Source organism: Caulobacter hibisci (assembly GCF_016135805.1).
Taxonomy (GTDB): domain Bacteria; phylum Pseudomonadota; class Alphaproteobacteria; order Caulobacterales; family Caulobacteraceae; genus Caulobacter; species Caulobacter hibisci.
The window spans coordinates 24,804-40,314 of sequence record NZ_JADWOX010000018.1; the positions used below are offsets into that span (position 1 = coordinate 24,804).

Genomic DNA, 15,511 nt, shown 5'->3' on the forward strand with positions numbered 1-15,511 from the left:
ATGCGAAAGCTCCTCCTGCTCGCCGCCGTCGCCGCAATCCTGCCGGCGAGCGCCCTGGCCCAGACCGCCGTCACGCCCGACGCCCGCGAGGTGCTGAAGGTCGACCGCAGCGCCGACGACGGCCAGCCGGGTTCGCTGCGCTGGGCGCTGGAAACCAGCAACGCCGCCCCCGGCCGCTATCGCATCGAGATCGTCCCGACCGGGCCGGGCGCTATCGAGCTGCGCATCGACTCGCCGCTGCCGCCGATCAAGGGGCCGGTGAAGATCGAAGGGACGGCCTGGAAGGCCGACGGCCGCTACGCCGTCATCGACGGCTCAGGCTACGTCAAGCGCGACCTCAAGGACTGCCCCGGGGCCAACCCGGCCGAGTACGGCACCAATATCCGCACCACCACCAAGCCGGGCCTGGCCTTGATCGACACTCGCGAGGTCGAGCTGACTGGCCTTGAGGTGCGCAACTTCTGCATCGGCGTGCTGGTGCTGCGGACCAGCAACTCGGTCTTCCACGACAACCGCTTCGTGCGGAACATCGGCGGGGCGGGCGTGATGTTCAGCGGCGACGACGGGCAGGGCGGTTCGACCGCCACGACGACGATCAACAACAAGGTGCTGCGCAACGTCTTCTACGAGAACGGCGACGGGCTGGAGCTGACCCGCGGCGCGGCCTTTAACCTGGTGGCCGACAACGTCTTCGACGCCGGCGAGGACAATCTGGAGCCCTCGCAAGGCATCGAGATCCTGCGCGGCAACGACAACACCGTCGTGCGCAACCTCTTCCAGAACTACACCGACGGCCTGCAGATCAACTGGGGCAGCCGCAACTATCTCGGCGCCAACGTCTTCCGGGCCAACGGCTTCGGGATCAGCCTGACCGGCGACGGCAACATCGTCGACGGCAATGTCATCAACGGCAACGCCGTGGGCGTGGCCGTGCGTTCCGAGGCCGGCGCGACCGCCAACCGCATCAGCCGCAACCGCATCTTCGCCAACGCCGCCCCGATCAGCCGCTGCTCGGCCGGCGGCAGCTGCGATCCCAAGCTGGTCAAGGGCGGCATCGTGCTGGGCCTGCCGGGCCTGGAGCACGCCAGCTTCGTGGGCAAGCGCGGCTACGGCGTCTCGACCGACACCAGCAGGATGGCCCGCATCTGCCCCGAGGCGCAGCCCTGCCAGGGCCTGCCCAACGGCGGCCAGGCGGCGCCGGTGATCGAAGGCGTCAAAGCCGATAGCGTCGAAGGTTCGGTCAAGGCCGCGCCCGGCCAGATCGTCACCGTCGAGCTGTTCGCCAACCGCTCGGCAGACGCCAACCAAGGCGAAAACTTCATCGCCGACCAGGTGGTCGCGGCCAATGCGGACGGGGAGGCGCGGTTCTCGATCCCGCTGCCTAAGGACCTGTCCGGCCAGTCCCTGACGGCGACCGCCACCTCGGTCGGCGGCGCCACCTCCAGCTTCAGCGCGCCATCCCCCCTGGCGCGCTGAACGACCGGGCTCCGCTTGCCCCCCGTGCGGAGCCCGGTCCCCCCATCGACTTCAGAGACGCGGATCCTGCCGGACCGCGAAGGAGGTTCCATGACCCGGATCCTGATGCTGGCCGCCTCGATGCTGACGTTCGCCGGCGTCGCCCAGGCGGCCGAGCCCGCCCAACAGAGCCAGGACTGGAAGGTCCGCTCCACCCTGAGCGGCGACTGGGGTGGGCTGCGCTCGCGGCTGAAGGCCAAGGGGGTGACCCTAAGTCTTGGCTACGCCTCCGAAAGCGCCCTGACCCTGTCGGGCGGCAAGGAGGGCGGCGGCGTCGGCGGCTATACGCAGGAGCTGAACGCCCGCGCGGTGCTCGACATGAACAAGCTGGCCGGGATCGAAGGGGCGGTGGTCAATATCGCCGTCGAGGAGCGCACCGGCCGCAACCTCTCGACCGAGGGGATCGGCAACCTCTTCATGGTCCAGGAGCTCTACGGCGCGGGCATGGACTTCCGGATCTCGGAACTGACCTGGGCGCAGGGCTTTGCCGGCGACAAATTCAATGTGAAGGCCGGCTTGATGCACACCGGCGACGACTTCGGCTCTTCGGCCCTGAACTGCAATTTCCAGAACTTCGCCTTCTGCCCGCGCTCGCCGGCGCTACTCTATAACAGCGGCTTCTCGGGCTATCCGGCGCCGCGCTGGGCGGCTCGGGCGCGGCTGCGGCCGGCCAAGGACTGGACGGTCACGGCCGGCGTCTACGAGGTCAATGCCTATCGCGTGCTGGAGAACAAGGGCTGGAACCTGGCCATCGACTCCAATGGCGTTCTGCTGCCCGTAGAGATCGGCTGGAGCAAGCCCGATAGGGGTGCCGGAAGCCTGCCGGGCTTCTATCACGTGGGTGGCTACTACGAGACGGCCGAGCGCTCGAACGTCTACAGCGACGCCCTGGGCCGCTCCTATGTGCTGAACGGCACGAGTCCGGCCCTGGAAGACAGCCGCTGGGGCGCCTGGGCGATGGGCGAGCAGATGGTCTGGAGAAAGGGACCGGCGGCGCTCAGCGTCTTCGCCAACGCCCTGGCCTTCGACCGTTCGACGGCGCGCTACAGCCACTTCTACAGCGCGGGCCTAATGCGCACCGCGCCCTTCGCCAGCCGGCCCAAGGACAAGGCCGGGCTGGCCGTCGCCTATGTGCGGGTCAACGAACGGCTCGAGGACGCCCAGCGCGAGCGAGCGACCCTGACCGGAAACTGGAGCGGCGTGCAGACCAGCGAGAGCTCGGTCGAGGCCTTCTACGCCGCCCAGGCGACGGGCTGGCTGGTGGTGCGGCCGAACCTGCAGTTCATCCACCGGCCCGGCGCAACCGGCGTGATCCCGGACGCCTGGGTGGGCGGGCTGACCTTGAGAGCGGCGCTCTGACGAGAGCCCCGCCCCAAACGGAAACGCCTTCCTGGCCGTGAACCAGGAAGGCGTTGCTTTGACTGAAGTGCGAGATCGAGCCGGCTTACGCCGGATCGTCGTCCACCATCGCCTTGACCAGGTCGACCACGCGGCGGCGCAGGCGGCGATCGCCGAGGCGGGGGAACAGGTCGGCCAGTTCCAGGCCTTCGGGCGTGGCCACGAACTGGGTCATGCGCTGGGCGACGCCGTCGTCCTCGCCGTTGTCGGTCTCGTCCAGGCCTTCAAAGAAGTAGGACACCGGCGACTGCAGCAGGCGGGCGGCGTCATAGAGCTTGCTGGCGCTGATACGGTTGGCGCCGCGCTCGTATTTCTGGATCTGCTGGAAGGTGATGCCCAGGGCGTCGGCGAGCTGCGTCTGGCTCAGGCCGAGCACCTTGCGCCGGATCCGCATGCGGGCGCCCACATAGATGTCGACGGGATGGGCAGGATCGACGGCGGGCTTCTGGGTCATTCTGTCTCGTCCTCGGCGGACCGCGATGCACGTGGTGCGGTTGTTTAATCTGTAGAATAGACCGCTGATCGTATTCCGTCACGTCGCCACGACGTCGCATGTCGCGAACTCGACACAAATGCCGCCGGAAAAGGTCGTCTCGCCGACGCAAAAGCTTTCTGACTTGACCTTTCGGCCGCCTGGCGGTGTTTGCCGCCCATGATTTTGCAGTCAGGCGCGCGTGTCGCGGTGGCCGGGGCCGGCGCTTTCGGCTCGGCGACGGCGCTGATTCTCTCCAGGCGCGGGTTCGCGGTCACGGTGTTCGACCCGGCGGCGCCGGGCGACAACGCGTCGGGAGTCGCCGCCGGCATGCTGGCTCCGGCCGCCGAGGCGGTGTTCGATCCGGTCTCGCGCGGCCACCTGCCGGTGCTGCGCCGGGGCCGCCGGCGCTGGGAGGCGTTCGCGGCCGAACTGGGCGTCGCCATCGACCGCCGAGGCCTTACGGTCGAGGGCGAGCCTGCGTTCCTGGCCGAGGTCGAGGCCGCCCTGGTCGAGGCCGGCGCACGCTTTTCCCGCACCCCCGAAGGCCTGTTCAGCGACGAGGACTGGAAGCTCGACGCCCGCCAGACCCTGGCGATCCTGCGCGACGCGGCCGAGACGGCGGGCGCAGTCTTCGAGGCGCGCGCCGTGACGGCGTTCGCCGATGGCCGGCTGAGCCTGGACGACGGCGCCGTGTCGCCCTTCGACGCCCTGGTCGTCGCCACAGGCGCGGGCGGGAAGGGACTGGCGCCGGAGCTGGCCGTATTGACGCCGATCAAGGGCCAGATCCTGCGTCTCGACGCCCCCCTGGCCGAGGGACCGGTCCTGCGCGGCCAGGGCGTCTATGTCGCGCCGGGCGCACGGCCGGCGATCGGGGCGACGATGGAAGCCGGGCGCGACGACCGCGAGGCCGATCCGGCGGTGGTCGAGCCGCTGCGCGCCGCCGCCGTGCGGCTGCGGCCGGACCTTGCCGGAGCTTCGGTCGAGATCGAGGTCGGCGTGCGGGCGACGACGCCGGACGGCCTGCCGCGGGTGGGCGAGAGCCGCGCGCCTGGGGTGATCCTGGCGGCCGGGGCGCGCCGCAACGGCTGGCTGCTAGCTCCGCTTGTGGCCGACATGGTCGCGGCGTATCTGACGGGCGCCGATCCCGGAGAGGACGCGGCCGCCTTCCTGCCGCAACGGTTCGAAGGCTAGAAAACAAGACCAAGCGCAGGGAAGGGACGACATGGCCGGTTTCTGGCTGACCGAAGAGCAGGAAGCGATCCGCGAAGGCGTGGCCAAGGTGTGCGCCGCCTTCGACGACGAGTACTGGCGGCGGACCGACGAGACCGGAAACTTCCCCGAGGAATTCGTGGCCGCCATCGCCGAGGGCGGCTGGCTGGGCGTGGCCATGCCGGAAAGCGTCGGTGGCGCGGGCCTGGGCCTGACCGAGGCCGCCGTGATGATGCAGACCGTCGCCCAGTCGGGCGCGGGCTTTTCCGGCGCCAGCGCCATTCACCTCAACATCTTCGGCCCGATGCCGCTGGTGAAGTTCGGCACGGACGAGCAGCGTGAACGCCTGCTGCCGCGCCTGATCTCCGGCGAGGACAAGATGTGCTTCGCGGTCACCGAGCCCAATTCGGGCCTCGACACGTCCAGCCTCGAGACCCGGGCCGAGAAGGTCGACGGCGGCTATCGCCTGAACGGCCGCAAGATCTGGACGACCGGCGCCCAGCGGGCCAACAAGATCCTGATCATCGCCCGCACCACCCCGAAGGATCAGTGCGCCAAACCGACCGGCGGGCTGTCGCTGTTCTACACCGACCGCGAGAAGATCGAGGCCAAGCCGATCCCGAAGATGGGCCGCAAGGCTGTCGAGTGTAACATGCTCTTCATCGAGGACCTGTTCGTGCCCCAGGAGGACCTGGTGGGCGAGGAGGGCAAGGGCTTCCAGTACCTGCTGCACGGCCTGAACCCCGAGCGGGTGCTGTTCGCCGTCGAGGCCATCGGCCTGGGCCGTGCGGCCCTGGCCAAGGCGACGACCTACGCCAAGGAGCGCGTGGTGTTCGGCCGGCCGATCGGCCAGAACCAGGGCGTGGCCCATCCGCTGGCCAAGTCGTGGGCGGAGCTGGAGGCGGCCAATCTGCTCGCCTTCAAGGCTGCGGCCCTCTACGACGCGGGCAAGGACTGCGGGGCCGAGGCCAACGCCGCCAAGTACCTGGGCGCGGAAGCCGGCTTCACCGCCTGCGAGGCCTCGGTGCTGGCTCACGGCGGCATGGGCTACGCCAAGGAATACGACGTCGAGCGCTATTTCCGCGAGGCCATGATCGCCCGCATCGCGCCGGTCAGCCGTGAGATGATCCTCAACTTCATCGCCGAGCGCGTGCTGGGCCTGCCCAAGAGCTACTGAAAACCCCAACGCCCGCCCCCAGGATACGCAGGGAGCGGGCGCCGGCGGCCGGGCTTAGTCTGCGGCGTTGAAGCGGATGGGGATCCGAACCTGCGCGCCGTCGACCGCCTGGCCGTTCTCGAGCTGCGGCTTCATCTTGAAGAACCGCGCCAGCTTCAGGGCCGCCGAGCCGAAGCCCTCGCTGGCCGGGTTTTCATCGATCACCATGCAGTTCTGCACAGTGCCCTTGGCCGTGACCGCGCAGTTCAGCGTCGCCCCGCCCGAGACCCCGCGCCGCTGGGCGCTTTCGGGGTAGTAGCGCGACATGTCGTCGGCGCTGGGCATCCTCAGCCACGTCGCCCGGGTGATGACCTTCGGCGCCGCGGTCGGCGGCGCGGGCGGCGACGGAGGACCGTCGATCGTCGTCACCGGTTCGCTGGGCTTGAACGGACCCGGGTCCTTCGGGATCGTCGTGACCAGCGGCTCGGTCTGGGTCTGGGTGGTGGGGACGGGCTCGCGGATCGGCAGCGGATTGCTGGCCTTGGGCGGTATGCGTTCGGCCTTCTCCGGCGGCGGGGGAGGGGGCGGCTTCGGCGGCGTGTAGATCGGCGCGATCAGGGTCGTATCCGGTTCGATCCGCTCGGGCAGGCCGCCGTACTTCTGGACGGCGACATAGGCCAGAACCGCCACGTGCGCCGCGCCCGACAGCGCCAGGGCGATGATCATGCCCTTGGAGAGCTTGCGCTTGTCGTCGCGGTCCAGGCCGGCGATGCGCGGGTTGAAGTCGGCGGGTTGGGCGATCATGGCGACCTCCGTGAAGCGGCGTCGACCGGTGTCGACGTCCTGACGCTCCCACGCGAATTTACGTCTGTAAACATATAAAATTACGAACGTGATATTTTGTCGCTTGGACTATGGTCGGGGTGCGGCCAGAGCGCGCAGGGCGGGGCGCGTTAAACGTGGTTAAGCACGCGTTAACCATGCTCGTTCAGACATTCGCGTATGGCCGTCCAGTCCATCCGCAACGTCGTCGAGTCGGCGATCCAGCGCGCTTCCAGCGCGACCGGGGTCGACTTCACGTTCCTGATGGGCACCGCCAAGCGCGAGAGCGGCTACAATCCGGCCGCCAAGGCGCGCACCTCCTCGGCTTCGGGCCTCTTCCAGTTCGTCGATCAGACCTGGCTGTCCACGCTGAAGAAGCATGGCGCCAAGTACGGCTACGCCCGCTATGCCGACCTGATCCAGCAGGGCTCGGACGGCAAGTACCGGGTGGCCGGCGACGAGGCCCGCAAGGCCGTGCTGGGCCTCAAGCTTGATCCGCATGCCGCCTCGCTGATGGCCGGCGAGCTGGCCTCGGACCACGCCTCCTACCTGCGCGGCCGCGTCGGCCGTTCGCCGACCTCGGGCGAGCTCTACGCCGCCCACTTCCTGGGTCCGAAGGGCTCAGCCCGGCTGATCGAGGCCGCCAGCAACAGTCCCGGCGCCAGCGCCGCCTCCATGTTCCCGGAAGCGGCCGCCGCCAACCGCTCGATCTTCTATCGCGACGGTCGCGCCGCCACGGTCGGCGAGGTCTATGCCAACCTAACCAAGTCCGCTGGCGGCGGCGGGGTCCCCGCGCCGGTGGCGCGCGAGGCCCAGCCGGAAAGCGCTGAGGGCTTCGTCCAGTACGCCTCCGGCCGTCGCCTCGACCGCATCCAGCAGCAGCAGGCCGTCGTCGACCTGGTGCTGCGCGGCTCGCAGGGCTTCGACGGCGCCTTCGGCGCCGGGCGCTCGGACGGCAGCGGGACCAGCCGCGTCGCCAACAGCCTGTTCTCGGCCGAGATGCTGCGCATGCTGTCGGACGCCAACACCGGCTCGTCGGGCGGCAGCGCGCGCTAGCCCGCCATCGCCGCGATCTCCGCCTCGGAATAGCCCAGCTCCGCCAGCACCTCCGCCGTATGGGCTCCCAGCGCCGGCGCCGCTTTGCGCGACCCGTCCTCCACGTCCGAGAACCGGGCCGGCGCGGCCGGCGAGCGGAAGCCGTCGGGCGTTTCAACGAAGCAGCCTGCAGCGGCCGCCTGCGGGTCGTCGGCCAGGTCGCGCGGCGTCTGCCACGGCGCCCAGGTGAGGTCGCCGGTGTCGAGGGCGGCGGCGGCCGTGTCGTAGTCCATCGCGCCGAACGCTTCGTCGAGGATGTCGACCAGGGCGGCGGTGTTCTCGCGCCGGGCTCGGGCGCCGGAGAAGCGCGGGTCGTCGACCAGTTCGGGCTTGCCGACGGCGGCGGCGATCCTGGGCCAGTCGGTCCCGCCCTGGCGGGCCAGCAGGCAGATCCAGCGCCCGTCGCGGGTCTGGAAGAAGTTGGCCAGGGGCTGCACGGCGTCGCGGCGGGGGCGGGTGGAGGCCAGCTTGCCCAGCCGTAGCTGGATCGCCAGGTCCGAGCCGATGGCGTAGGCGCCGGTGCGCAGCAGCGAGGTCTCGACCAGCCGCCCGACGCCGGTGCGATGGCGTTCGTGCACGGCGGCCAGGATCGCCGAGACCGTGGCCAGGGAGGTGACGTGGTCGCCCATGCCGGTGCGGATCGGGAAGGGCTCGGAGCCCTTGGGCGCGGTGATCGCCCCGACCCCGGCCCGCGACCAGAAGGCGGCCACGTCCATGCCCGGCTTGTCGGCGTCGGGCCCCGTGAGGCCGTAGCCGGTCAGGCTGCAGTAGATCAGCGTCGGGAAGGCGGCCCGCAGGGTCTCGTGGTCGAGGCCCACGCGGCGCAGGGCGGCGGGGCGGACATTGGTCAGGAAGATGTCGGCGGTGGCGACCAGGCGCTTGAGGGCCTGCGCGCCGGCCGGGCTGCGGATGTCGAGGACGACCGAGCGCTTGCCGCGGTTGTCGAGCTCGAAGACCGGATTGGCGGCCTGGTCCGAGCCGATCGTGTCGAAGAAGCCGCGCATCGGGTCGCCCTCGGGCGACTCGACCTTGATCACCTGCGCGCCCCAGTCGGCCATGATCCCGGCCGCGCCTGGGGCGGCGATGTAGGTGGCCAGCTCGACGACCTTGAGGTCCCGCAGCATCCGCTTCCTCCCGCTTTTCTAGTTGCGGGCAGGATGGGCGGTCGAACGCTTGTTGGGAAGGCTTCTAGGCCGCCCCGCGCGCGCCTTCCGAGCGAGGATTGCGGGTGAGGGCGGCGGCGTCGGCCACGGCGCGGGCCACGCCCGCCACGCTGACCGGCTTGCGCAGCACGGTGTCGGCGCCGGCCTCGGTGCACTCGCGGGCCTCGTCGGCGTCGCCGCCGATCACGGCGATGATCGGCATCTGGCCGTTGGAGCCCGGCATGGCGCGGATCTCGGCGGCGGTCTCGGGACCGTCGAGCACCGGCATGCGGCCGTCGAGCATCAGCAGGTCGAACTCGCAGACCTTGGCCAGGTCGACGGCGCGACGGCCGTTCTGGGCGTGGACCACCTGGTGGCCCAGCTGTTCGAGGATGGCGCGCAGCATGGCCGCGTTCAGGGCGTCGTCCTCGGCGATCAGCACGCGCAGGCTGCGCTGGACGTCGGGGGCGGCGGCCTCGGCGGCGGCCAGGGTCTCTTCCACCGGTTCCTGCGGGCAGGGGGCGGCGGCGTCGTAGGGCAGGAGCAGGGTGAAGCAGCTGCCGACGCCCAGGGCGCTGCTGGTCTCCAGGGCGCCGCCCATCAGCTTGGCCAGCTGGCGCGACAGCGACAGGCCAAGGCCCGCGCCGTTGACGCCGGCGCCGGTGCGCTCGATCCGGCGGAAGGGCTCGAAGGCCTGGTTCAGCTCTTCGGCCGACAGGCCGGGGCCGGTGTCGGCCACTTCGATGGCGATGCGCTCGCCGCGCGCCTCGATCCGCACCTCGACCCGGCCGCGAACGGTGTATTTCACCGCGTTGCCGATCAGGTTGGCGATGATCTGGCGGGTGCGCATGGCGTCGGCCATGGCCGCGCCGAGGAGACGGTGCTCCAGCGACGGATCGACATGGACGGCCAGCTCCAGCCCCTTGGCCAGGGCGTGGGGGCGTTCCAGCAGGGCCAGGTCGCGGACCAGGCGGACGGGCTCGAAGGCCTGGGTCTCGACGGCCAGGCGGCCGGATTCGGCGGTCTCGGAGTCGAGGGTGGCGTTCAGCACCGCGATCAGGTCCTGGGCGGCGTCGAGGGCGGCGTTGAGCTGCTCGCGCGACGGCGCGGCGCGGCCGCCCTTGCCGGCGGCGGCGGCCAGCACGTGGGTGACGCCGGTCAGGCCGTTGCGGATCTCGTGGCTGAGGGTGGCGACGATGTCGGACTTGGAGCGGGCCGTGCGCTCGGCGTCCTCGAGCACGCGCAGGCGCTCCTCGACCAGCGCCTCGTGGGTCACCGCCAGGGCGTGCTGCCGGCGCAGCATGCGGTTGACGATCAGGGCCATGGCCATGGCCAGGGCCAGGCCGCCCCAGGCCATGACGCCGACATTGCGGCTTTCGGGATGGCTGAACAGCGCGACCAAGGGGCCGGCGGCGGCGATCGGCGCGACGATCAGCAGGCATTGCAGCACCGGCGCGGCGAAGAAGATGCAGACCATGCCGGCGGCGGCAGCGAGCAGGAGCATCGGCTCGCGCGCCGGTCCGGCGCCCTCGGCGAAGGCCGACATCTGCACGACCGCGATCGCCCACAGCAATCCGCCCGCGACCTGAAGCCGCAGGCGACGGTTCAGGTTCTCGGCGGCGGGGGTCTTCAGCCAGTTGGTGATCCCGTAGAACACGCCCCAGTTGATCGCGAACAGCACGAAGCTCAGCGACATCCAGACGGCGTTCTTGGCGAACGACCCGGCCCAGACAAAGAACGGCAGGCTTACGGCGAAGATGGCCAGGGCGTAAGGCAGCAGGGCCGTCTGCACGTCGAGCGCGAGCACGGTGTCGGCCCCGGGCCTGGTCAGGTCTTGGGTTCGGCGCTCGGCGAGCAAGAATCGTATCCTCGGACAGTCAGGCGAGGACGCTACGTGGTCACGGTTTGCGGCCGGTTACGGCATATCGTTAATTCGGGCGGCTTTCAGGGCAAACAATCGTTAAGCCTAACCGCACATCCTTTGATTCGACCGACAATCCGCAGAAGGCCAGGCCCCATGGCCACCACCCGCGCCGCTCTCACCACCGACGACATCCGCATGCTCGTGAAGGGCGCGACGCCCGACGAGCGCGCGCTGGCCGCTCACAAGCTGTGCCGCAAGATCGACCGCGCCGACCTGGGCGAGGACGAGCGCCAGCAGGCGCAGGAAATCCTGCGCGTGATGGCCGCCGACGCCGCCGAGCTGGTGCGCCGGGCTCTCGCCGTCACCCTGAAGACCTCGCCGCTGCTGCCGCCCGACGTCGCCAATCGCCTGGCCCGCGACGTCGAGAGCGTGTCGCTTCCGATCATCAGCTTCTCGCCGGTGTTCAACGACAACGACCTGGCCGAGATCGTCCGCCTGGGCGGGCCGATCCGCCAGATGGCCATCGCCCGCCGGCCCAAGCTGTCGAGCAAGATCACCGGCCTGCTGGTCGACCAGGCCTCGGAAGAGGTCGTCGCCACCGCCTGCGCCAACGACAACGCCCGTTTCTCCGACCTCGCCCTGCAAAAGGCGCTGGACCGCTTCGCCAAGTCGGAGACCGTGCTCAAGGCCGTGGCCTATCGCTCGGTGCTGCCGTTGGCGGTGACCGAGCGCCTGATCGACATGGTCGGCGACCAGCTGCGCGAGCACATCCTCGACCATCACGCCCTGTCGGCCGAGCGGACGCTGGAGATCATCGTCGGCGCCAAGGAGCGAGCCACGATCGACCTAGTGGACCAGGCCGGCCGCACCGCCGACCCGCAGGCCTTCGTCGCCCACCTGCATCGCGCCGAGCGGCTGACGCCGTCGCTGCTGCTGCGGGCCCTGGCCCAGGGCCACATGACCTTCTTCGAGTGGGGCGTGGCCGAGCTGGCCGGCGTGCCGCATCACCGTACCTGGCTGATGGTGCACGACGCCGGCGCCCTGGGCCTGAAGGCCATCTACGAGCGTGCCGGCCTGCCGTCGCGCCTGTTCCCGGCCTTCCGCGCCGGGGTCGACGCCTATCACGGCATGGAGTTCGACGGTCGCCCCGGCGAGCGCGAACGCTTCCAGGAGCACATGCTCCAGCGCTTCCTGACCTCGTCCCAGGCCGTCTCGCGCGACGAGCACGACTACCTGCTCGACAAGCTCGACCGCCTGGCCGGCTTCAAGGCCCGCGCCGCGGGGTAGGGGACTTCCTTCTCCCCTTGCGGGAGAAGGTGGCGGCCGAAGGCCGTCGGATGAGGGGTTTCTCAGAACCTTCAGCCTCCGCATCAGGTCGTTCCGCCGTCGTGGCGGACAGGGCTTTCGACCCCTCACCCGACCTGCTTCGCAGGCCACCCTCTCCCGCAAGGGGAGAGGGATCGGGCCAGGAATCACCCCGCCGGACCCTTGTCGAAATACTTGAAGAAGGCGCTGTCGGGCGACAGCACCAGGGTCGTGTCGCCCTGGCCCAGGGCGTGTTCATAGGCCTGCATCGAGCGGTAGAAGGCGGCGAAGGACGGGTCGCGGCCGAAGCTGGAGGCGAACAGCTGGGCGCGTTGGGCGTCGGCCGCGCCGCGGATCTTCTCGGCCTCCTCGTAGGCGGTGGCGACGATCTCGCGGCGCTGCTGGTCGCCGATGGCGCGCAGCTCGGCCGCCTCCTGCTTGCGGGCCGTCTGCATGCGCTCGAACACCGCCTGCTGGTTCGGCTCGGGCAGGTCGGCGCGCTTGATGCGGACGTCGATGATCTCGAGCCCCAGCTGCGAGGCGGCGACCTGGCGGGCCACCTCGATGCGGATGTCCTCCATGATCTCGCCGCGCTTGCCGGCGATCACGTCTTCCGAATTGCGCCGGCCGATCTGTTCGCGCAGGGCGGCGTTGACGATGCGGTCCAGCCGGTCGCGGGCCACGCTTTCGCGGCCGAGCTTGCGGTAGAACTGGCGCGGATCGGAGATGCGGTAGCGGACGAAGGCGTCGACGACCAGCTTCTCCTGGTCGGCGGCGGTGACCTCTTCCTGGTTGGCGGCGATGTCGATGTTGCGCTTGTCGAAGCGCAGCACCTTGTCGATCGGCGCCTTCAGGTGAAGGCCGGGCGCGAGGACCACGCGCACCGGATCGCCGAAGCGCACCACCAGGGCCTGCTGGCGCTGGTCGACCTGGTAGACGGTGGTCGAGAGCACGAACAGGGCGCCGACGGCGGCCACGCCGGCGGCGATCAGCGGGGTGCTGGGATTGCGGATGCGGCTCATCGGGCGGCTCCCTCGACGGGCGCGGGGGCGACGCGCGGACGGAAGGTGTCTGACGGCAGGATCACCGGGGCGTTGGCGCCCTTGCTGTCGACGATCACCTTGTTGGACTTGGCCAGCACGCGCTGCATCGTCTCGATATAGAGCCGCTCGCGGGTGACGCCGGGGGCCAGCTTGTACTGCTCGTAGACCTGGTTGAAGCGGGCCGCGTCGCCGGCGGCCTCGCGCACCACCTGCTCGCGATAGCCCTTGGCCTGCTGGATCACCTGGGCGGCCTCGCCGCGGGCGATGTTGGCGGCCGACTGGGCGTTCTGGGCGGCGCGCTGGACGTCGCGGAAGGCGTCGAGCACCGGACCGGGCGTGGTGGCCACCTGGATGCGAACGCCCTCGATGCGGACCCCGATGTTGTAGCGGTCGAGGGTCTGCTGCATCAGGGCGCGGGTCTGGGTCTCGACCTGGCCGCGACCGTTGGTGAGGATCGGGGTGAGGGGGGTCTTGCCCACCACCTCGCGCATGGCGCTTTCGGCCACGTCCTTGATCACGCCGTTGGGCTCGCGGACGTTGAACACGAACTTGCCGGCGTCCGACACGCTCCACTGCACGGTGAAGGACAGGTCGACGATGTTCTCGTCGCCCGTCAGCATCAGGCGTTCGGCCGGCACCTCGGCGCCGGGCACGCCGCCGACGTCCAGGGTCTGGATCGAGGTGACGGGCACGCGCTCGACGGTCTCGATCGGCCAGGGCAGGCGATAGCGCAGGCCCGGGTCGCTGGTGCGGCTGTAGGCGCCGAAGGTGGTGACCACGCCCTGCTGGTTGGGCTGGACCACATAGGTCCCCGACAGCAGCCAAAGGCCGACCACGGCGCTGGCGCCCAGGGCGATCGCCTTGCCGCGACCGGGGCCGCCGAAGGTCTCGCGCAGGCGGGCGCTGACGCGCTCGACCAGATCGTTGACGTCGATCGGCGGCGGCGGAACGCCGGGCGGGCCGGAGGGACGGCGGGTCGGGTCGGACTTGCGTCCGCCGTCGTTCTTGTCGTCGCCCGAGGGGGGCGAGCCCCAGGGGCCGGGTCCGGCGTTGTCGTTCCAGGGCATGGGCGGCGCTGTCTTCCCGTCGCTCGTTCTTGTTGGCGGAGGTTGCGGGCAACCTCCTTGGGCTTGTTGGTGCGGAGGCCGCCGGGCGACCTCTTCAGGCTTGTTGGCTGGCGGGGTTGTAAAACAGACCCCACACGCGGATATGAGGACCCCCACGCCACAAGGCAAGACACAGACGTGACCGCAAGCTCACCCGCGACTCCCGAAGACGCCCGCGAGGCCCTCGACCGCATCGAGGATCCAGCTACCGGGCTTGGCCTGGTGAAGGCCGGCCTCGTGCAGGGGCTGGTGGTGCGCGAGGGCAAGGCCGGCTTCGTGCTGGAGGTGCCGGCGTCGCGCGTGGGCGGCTACGCCCCCGTGCGCGAGGCGGCGGAGAAGGCGCTGGCGGCCCTGCCGGGGATCACCCGCGCCCAGGTGGTGCTGACCGCCCAGGCCCCGGCCGAGACCACGAGGGTGCGCAAGGGCGCACGGGTGGCCGACGATCCGCAGGCCCAGGTCGGCCCGCCGCCGGCTTCCGAAAAGCCCGCCCACGTGCGCCACGTGATCGCCGTGGCCTCGGGCAAAGGCGGGGTGGGCAAGTCCACCGTCTCGACCAACCTGGCCTGCGCGCTTGCGGGGCTGGGGCTGAAGGTCGGGCTGCTGGACGCCGACATCTACGGCCCCTCGGCGCCGCGGATGATGGGCGTCGACGGCGAGCCGACCTTCGAGGACAAGAAGCTGCTGCCCATCGAGGCCCACGGCGTGAAGCTGATGTCGATCGGCTTCATGGTCGACGAGGGGCGGGCGATGATCTGGCGCGGGCCGATGGCCTCGTCGGCGGTGCGCCAACTGATCCAGGACGTGGCCTGGGGCTCGGAAGCCGAGCCGCTGGACGTGCTGGTGGTCGACCTGCCGCCGGGCACCGGCGACATCCACCTGACCCTGGTGCAGAAGCTGCGCATCGACGGCGTGGTGCTGGTCACCACCCCGCAGGAGATCGCCCTGATCGACGCGCGCCGGGCGGCGGCGATGTTCGCCAAGACCGCGACGCCGATCCTGGGCCTGGTCGAGAACATGGCCTTCTTCGCCGATCCCGCGACGGGCGCGCCGATCCCGATCTTCGGCTCGGGCGGCGGGGCGGCCGAGGCGGAGGTCCTGGGCACGCCGCTGCTGGCCCAGGTTCCGATCGAGATGGCCGTGCGCGAAGCCGGCGATGCGGGCCGGCCGGTGGTGCTGGCGGCGCCGGAGAGCGCGGCGGCGCAGGCGTTCGTCGAGGCGGCGAAGGCGGTCTGGAAGACGGTGGGGGGCTGACCCCCTCAGTCGCTTCGCGACAGCTCCCCCAGAGGGGGAGCATCTTTCTGGCGAGGCGTTTCCAGATCCTCCCCCTCTGGGGGAGGTGGCCCGGAGGGCCGGAGGGGGCTTGCCCGCGAAAACGAAAAAG

Annotated in this window: 13 protein-coding genes; 7 read left to right on the forward strand and 6 right to left on the reverse strand. The window is 70.4% G+C overall.

Going from position 1 to position 15,511, the window contains the following annotated elements; genetic code table 11:
- Both I4Q42_RS20480 and I4Q42_RS20485 read left to right on the forward strand, forming a co-directional pair.
- Positions 1 to 1,476 carry a NosD domain-containing protein gene (locus I4Q42_RS20480; protein ID WP_198577946.1) on the forward strand — a complete coding sequence of 492 codons (1,476 nt, stop codon included), beginning with the start codon at positions 1 to 3 and terminating at the stop codon, positions 1,474 to 1,476.
- A gap of 90 nt (positions 1,477 to 1,566) precedes the next feature.
- Positions 1,567 to 2,874 (forward strand): carbohydrate porin, encoded by a 1,308-nt coding sequence (locus I4Q42_RS20485; RefSeq protein ID WP_198577947.1) that lies wholly within the window; start codon positions 1,567 to 1,569, stop codon positions 2,872 to 2,874.
- A gap of 85 nt (positions 2,875 to 2,959) precedes the next feature.
- Here I4Q42_RS20485 and I4Q42_RS20490 read toward each other — a convergent pair whose 3' ends face one another.
- Positions 2,960 to 3,367, reverse strand: coding sequence for a helix-turn-helix domain-containing protein (locus tag I4Q42_RS20490; RefSeq protein ID WP_110122149.1), 408 nt, complete (start codon positions 3,365 to 3,367; stop codon positions 2,960 to 2,962).
- A gap of 198 nt (positions 3,368 to 3,565) precedes the next feature.
- Here I4Q42_RS20490 and I4Q42_RS20495 point away from each other — a divergent pair, with 198 nt between their 5' ends.
- Together I4Q42_RS20495 and I4Q42_RS20500 are read left to right on the forward strand one after the other, a co-directional pair.
- Positions 3,566 to 4,579, forward strand: coding sequence for an NAD(P)/FAD-dependent oxidoreductase (locus I4Q42_RS20495; RefSeq protein WP_198577948.1), 1,014 nt, complete (start codon positions 3,566 to 3,568; stop codon positions 4,577 to 4,579).
- A 31-nt stretch (positions 4,580 to 4,610) separates the two neighbouring features.
- The gene (locus I4Q42_RS20500) at positions 4,611 to 5,774 is read left to right on the forward strand and encodes an acyl-CoA dehydrogenase family protein (protein WP_198577949.1); all 1,164 of its coding nucleotides are present in this window, start codon (positions 4,611 to 4,613) and stop codon (positions 5,772 to 5,774) included.
- Between the two features lie 54 nt (positions 5,775 to 5,828).
- On the opposite strand, the gene I4Q42_RS20505 is transcribed toward I4Q42_RS20500, so the two are convergent.
- Positions 5,829 to 6,557, reverse strand: coding sequence for an energy transducer TonB (locus tag I4Q42_RS20505; RefSeq protein ID WP_198577950.1), 729 nt, complete (start codon positions 6,555 to 6,557; stop codon positions 5,829 to 5,831).
- Between the two features lie 198 nt (positions 6,558 to 6,755).
- Here I4Q42_RS20505 and I4Q42_RS20510 point away from each other — a divergent pair, with 198 nt between their 5' ends.
- Positions 6,756 to 7,631 (forward strand): transglycosylase SLT domain-containing protein, encoded by an 876-nt coding sequence (locus tag I4Q42_RS20510; protein WP_198577951.1) that lies wholly within the window; start codon positions 6,756 to 6,758, stop codon positions 7,629 to 7,631.
- Here I4Q42_RS20510 and I4Q42_RS20515 read toward each other — a convergent pair.
- Complete coding sequence (locus tag I4Q42_RS20515) at positions 7,628 to 8,794, reverse strand: CaiB/BaiF CoA transferase family protein (protein WP_198577952.1); 1,167 nt, start codon at positions 8,792 to 8,794, stop codon at positions 7,628 to 7,630. The genes I4Q42_RS20510 and I4Q42_RS20515 overlap by 4 nt on opposite strands.
- 64 nt (positions 8,795 to 8,858) lie before the next feature.
- Positions 8,859 to 10,670 (reverse strand): ATP-binding protein, encoded by a 1,812-nt coding sequence (locus I4Q42_RS20520; protein ID WP_198577953.1) that lies wholly within the window; start codon positions 10,668 to 10,670, stop codon positions 8,859 to 8,861.
- Between the two features lie 159 nt (positions 10,671 to 10,829).
- Here I4Q42_RS20520 and spbR point away from each other — a divergent pair, with 159 nt between their 5' ends.
- Complete coding sequence (gene spbR / locus I4Q42_RS20525; RefSeq protein WP_198577954.1) at positions 10,830 to 11,963, forward strand: pole-localized protein SpbR; 1,134 nt, start codon at positions 10,830 to 10,832, stop codon at positions 11,961 to 11,963.
- Positions 11,964 to 12,148: 185 nt separating this feature from the next.
- On the opposite strand, the gene hflC is transcribed toward spbR, so the two are convergent.
- Positions 12,149 to 13,003 (reverse strand): protease modulator HflC, encoded by an 855-nt coding sequence (gene hflC, locus I4Q42_RS20530; RefSeq protein WP_198577955.1) that lies wholly within the window; start codon positions 13,001 to 13,003, stop codon positions 12,149 to 12,151.
- On the reverse strand, positions 13,000 to 14,091 hold the full coding sequence (gene hflK, locus I4Q42_RS20535; RefSeq protein ID WP_198577956.1) for an FtsH protease activity modulator HflK: 1,092 nt from the start codon (positions 14,089 to 14,091) through the stop codon (positions 13,000 to 13,002). Before hflK ends, hflC begins: the two co-directional genes overlap by 4 nt.
- A 177-nt stretch (positions 14,092 to 14,268) precedes the next feature.
- Here hflK and I4Q42_RS20540 point away from each other — a divergent pair, with 177 nt between their 5' ends.
- Entirely contained in the window at positions 14,269 to 15,381 is a 1,113-nt protein-coding gene (locus I4Q42_RS20540; protein ID WP_198577957.1) for an Mrp/NBP35 family ATP-binding protein, read from the forward strand.
- Positions 15,382 to 15,511: the final 130 nt, after the last annotated feature.

Coding starts and splice junctions, on each gene's coding strand:
- I4Q42_RS20480 (WP_198577946.1), top strand. CDS start 1: ATGCGAAAGCTCCTCCTGCTCGCCGCCGTCGCCGCAATCCTGCCGGCG.
- I4Q42_RS20485 (WP_198577947.1), top strand. CDS start 1,567: ATGACCCGGATCCTGATGCTGGCCGCCTCGATGCTGACGTTCGCCGGC.
- I4Q42_RS20490 (WP_110122149.1), bottom strand. CDS start 3,367: ATGACCCAGAAGCCCGCCGTCGATCCTGCCCATCCCGTCGACATCTAT.
- I4Q42_RS20495 (WP_198577948.1), top strand. CDS start 3,566: ATGATTTTGCAGTCAGGCGCGCGTGTCGCGGTGGCCGGGGCCGGCGCT.
- I4Q42_RS20500 (WP_198577949.1), top strand. CDS start 4,611: ATGGCCGGTTTCTGGCTGACCGAAGAGCAGGAAGCGATCCGCGAAGGC.
- I4Q42_RS20505 (WP_198577950.1), bottom strand. CDS start 6,557: ATGATCGCCCAACCCGCCGACTTCAACCCGCGCATCGCCGGCCTGGAC.
- I4Q42_RS20510 (WP_198577951.1), top strand. CDS start 6,756: ATGGCCGTCCAGTCCATCCGCAACGTCGTCGAGTCGGCGATCCAGCGC.
- I4Q42_RS20515 (WP_198577952.1), bottom strand. CDS start 8,794: ATGCTGCGGGACCTCAAGGTCGTCGAGCTGGCCACCTACATCGCCGCC.
- spbR (WP_198577954.1), top strand. CDS start 10,830: ATGGCCACCACCCGCGCCGCTCTCACCACCGACGACATCCGCATGCTC.
- hflC (WP_198577955.1), bottom strand. CDS start 13,003: ATGAGCCGCATCCGCAATCCCAGCACCCCGCTGATCGCCGCCGGCGTG.
- hflK (WP_198577956.1), bottom strand. CDS start 14,091: ATGCCCTGGAACGACAACGCCGGACCCGGCCCCTGGGGCTCGCCCCCC.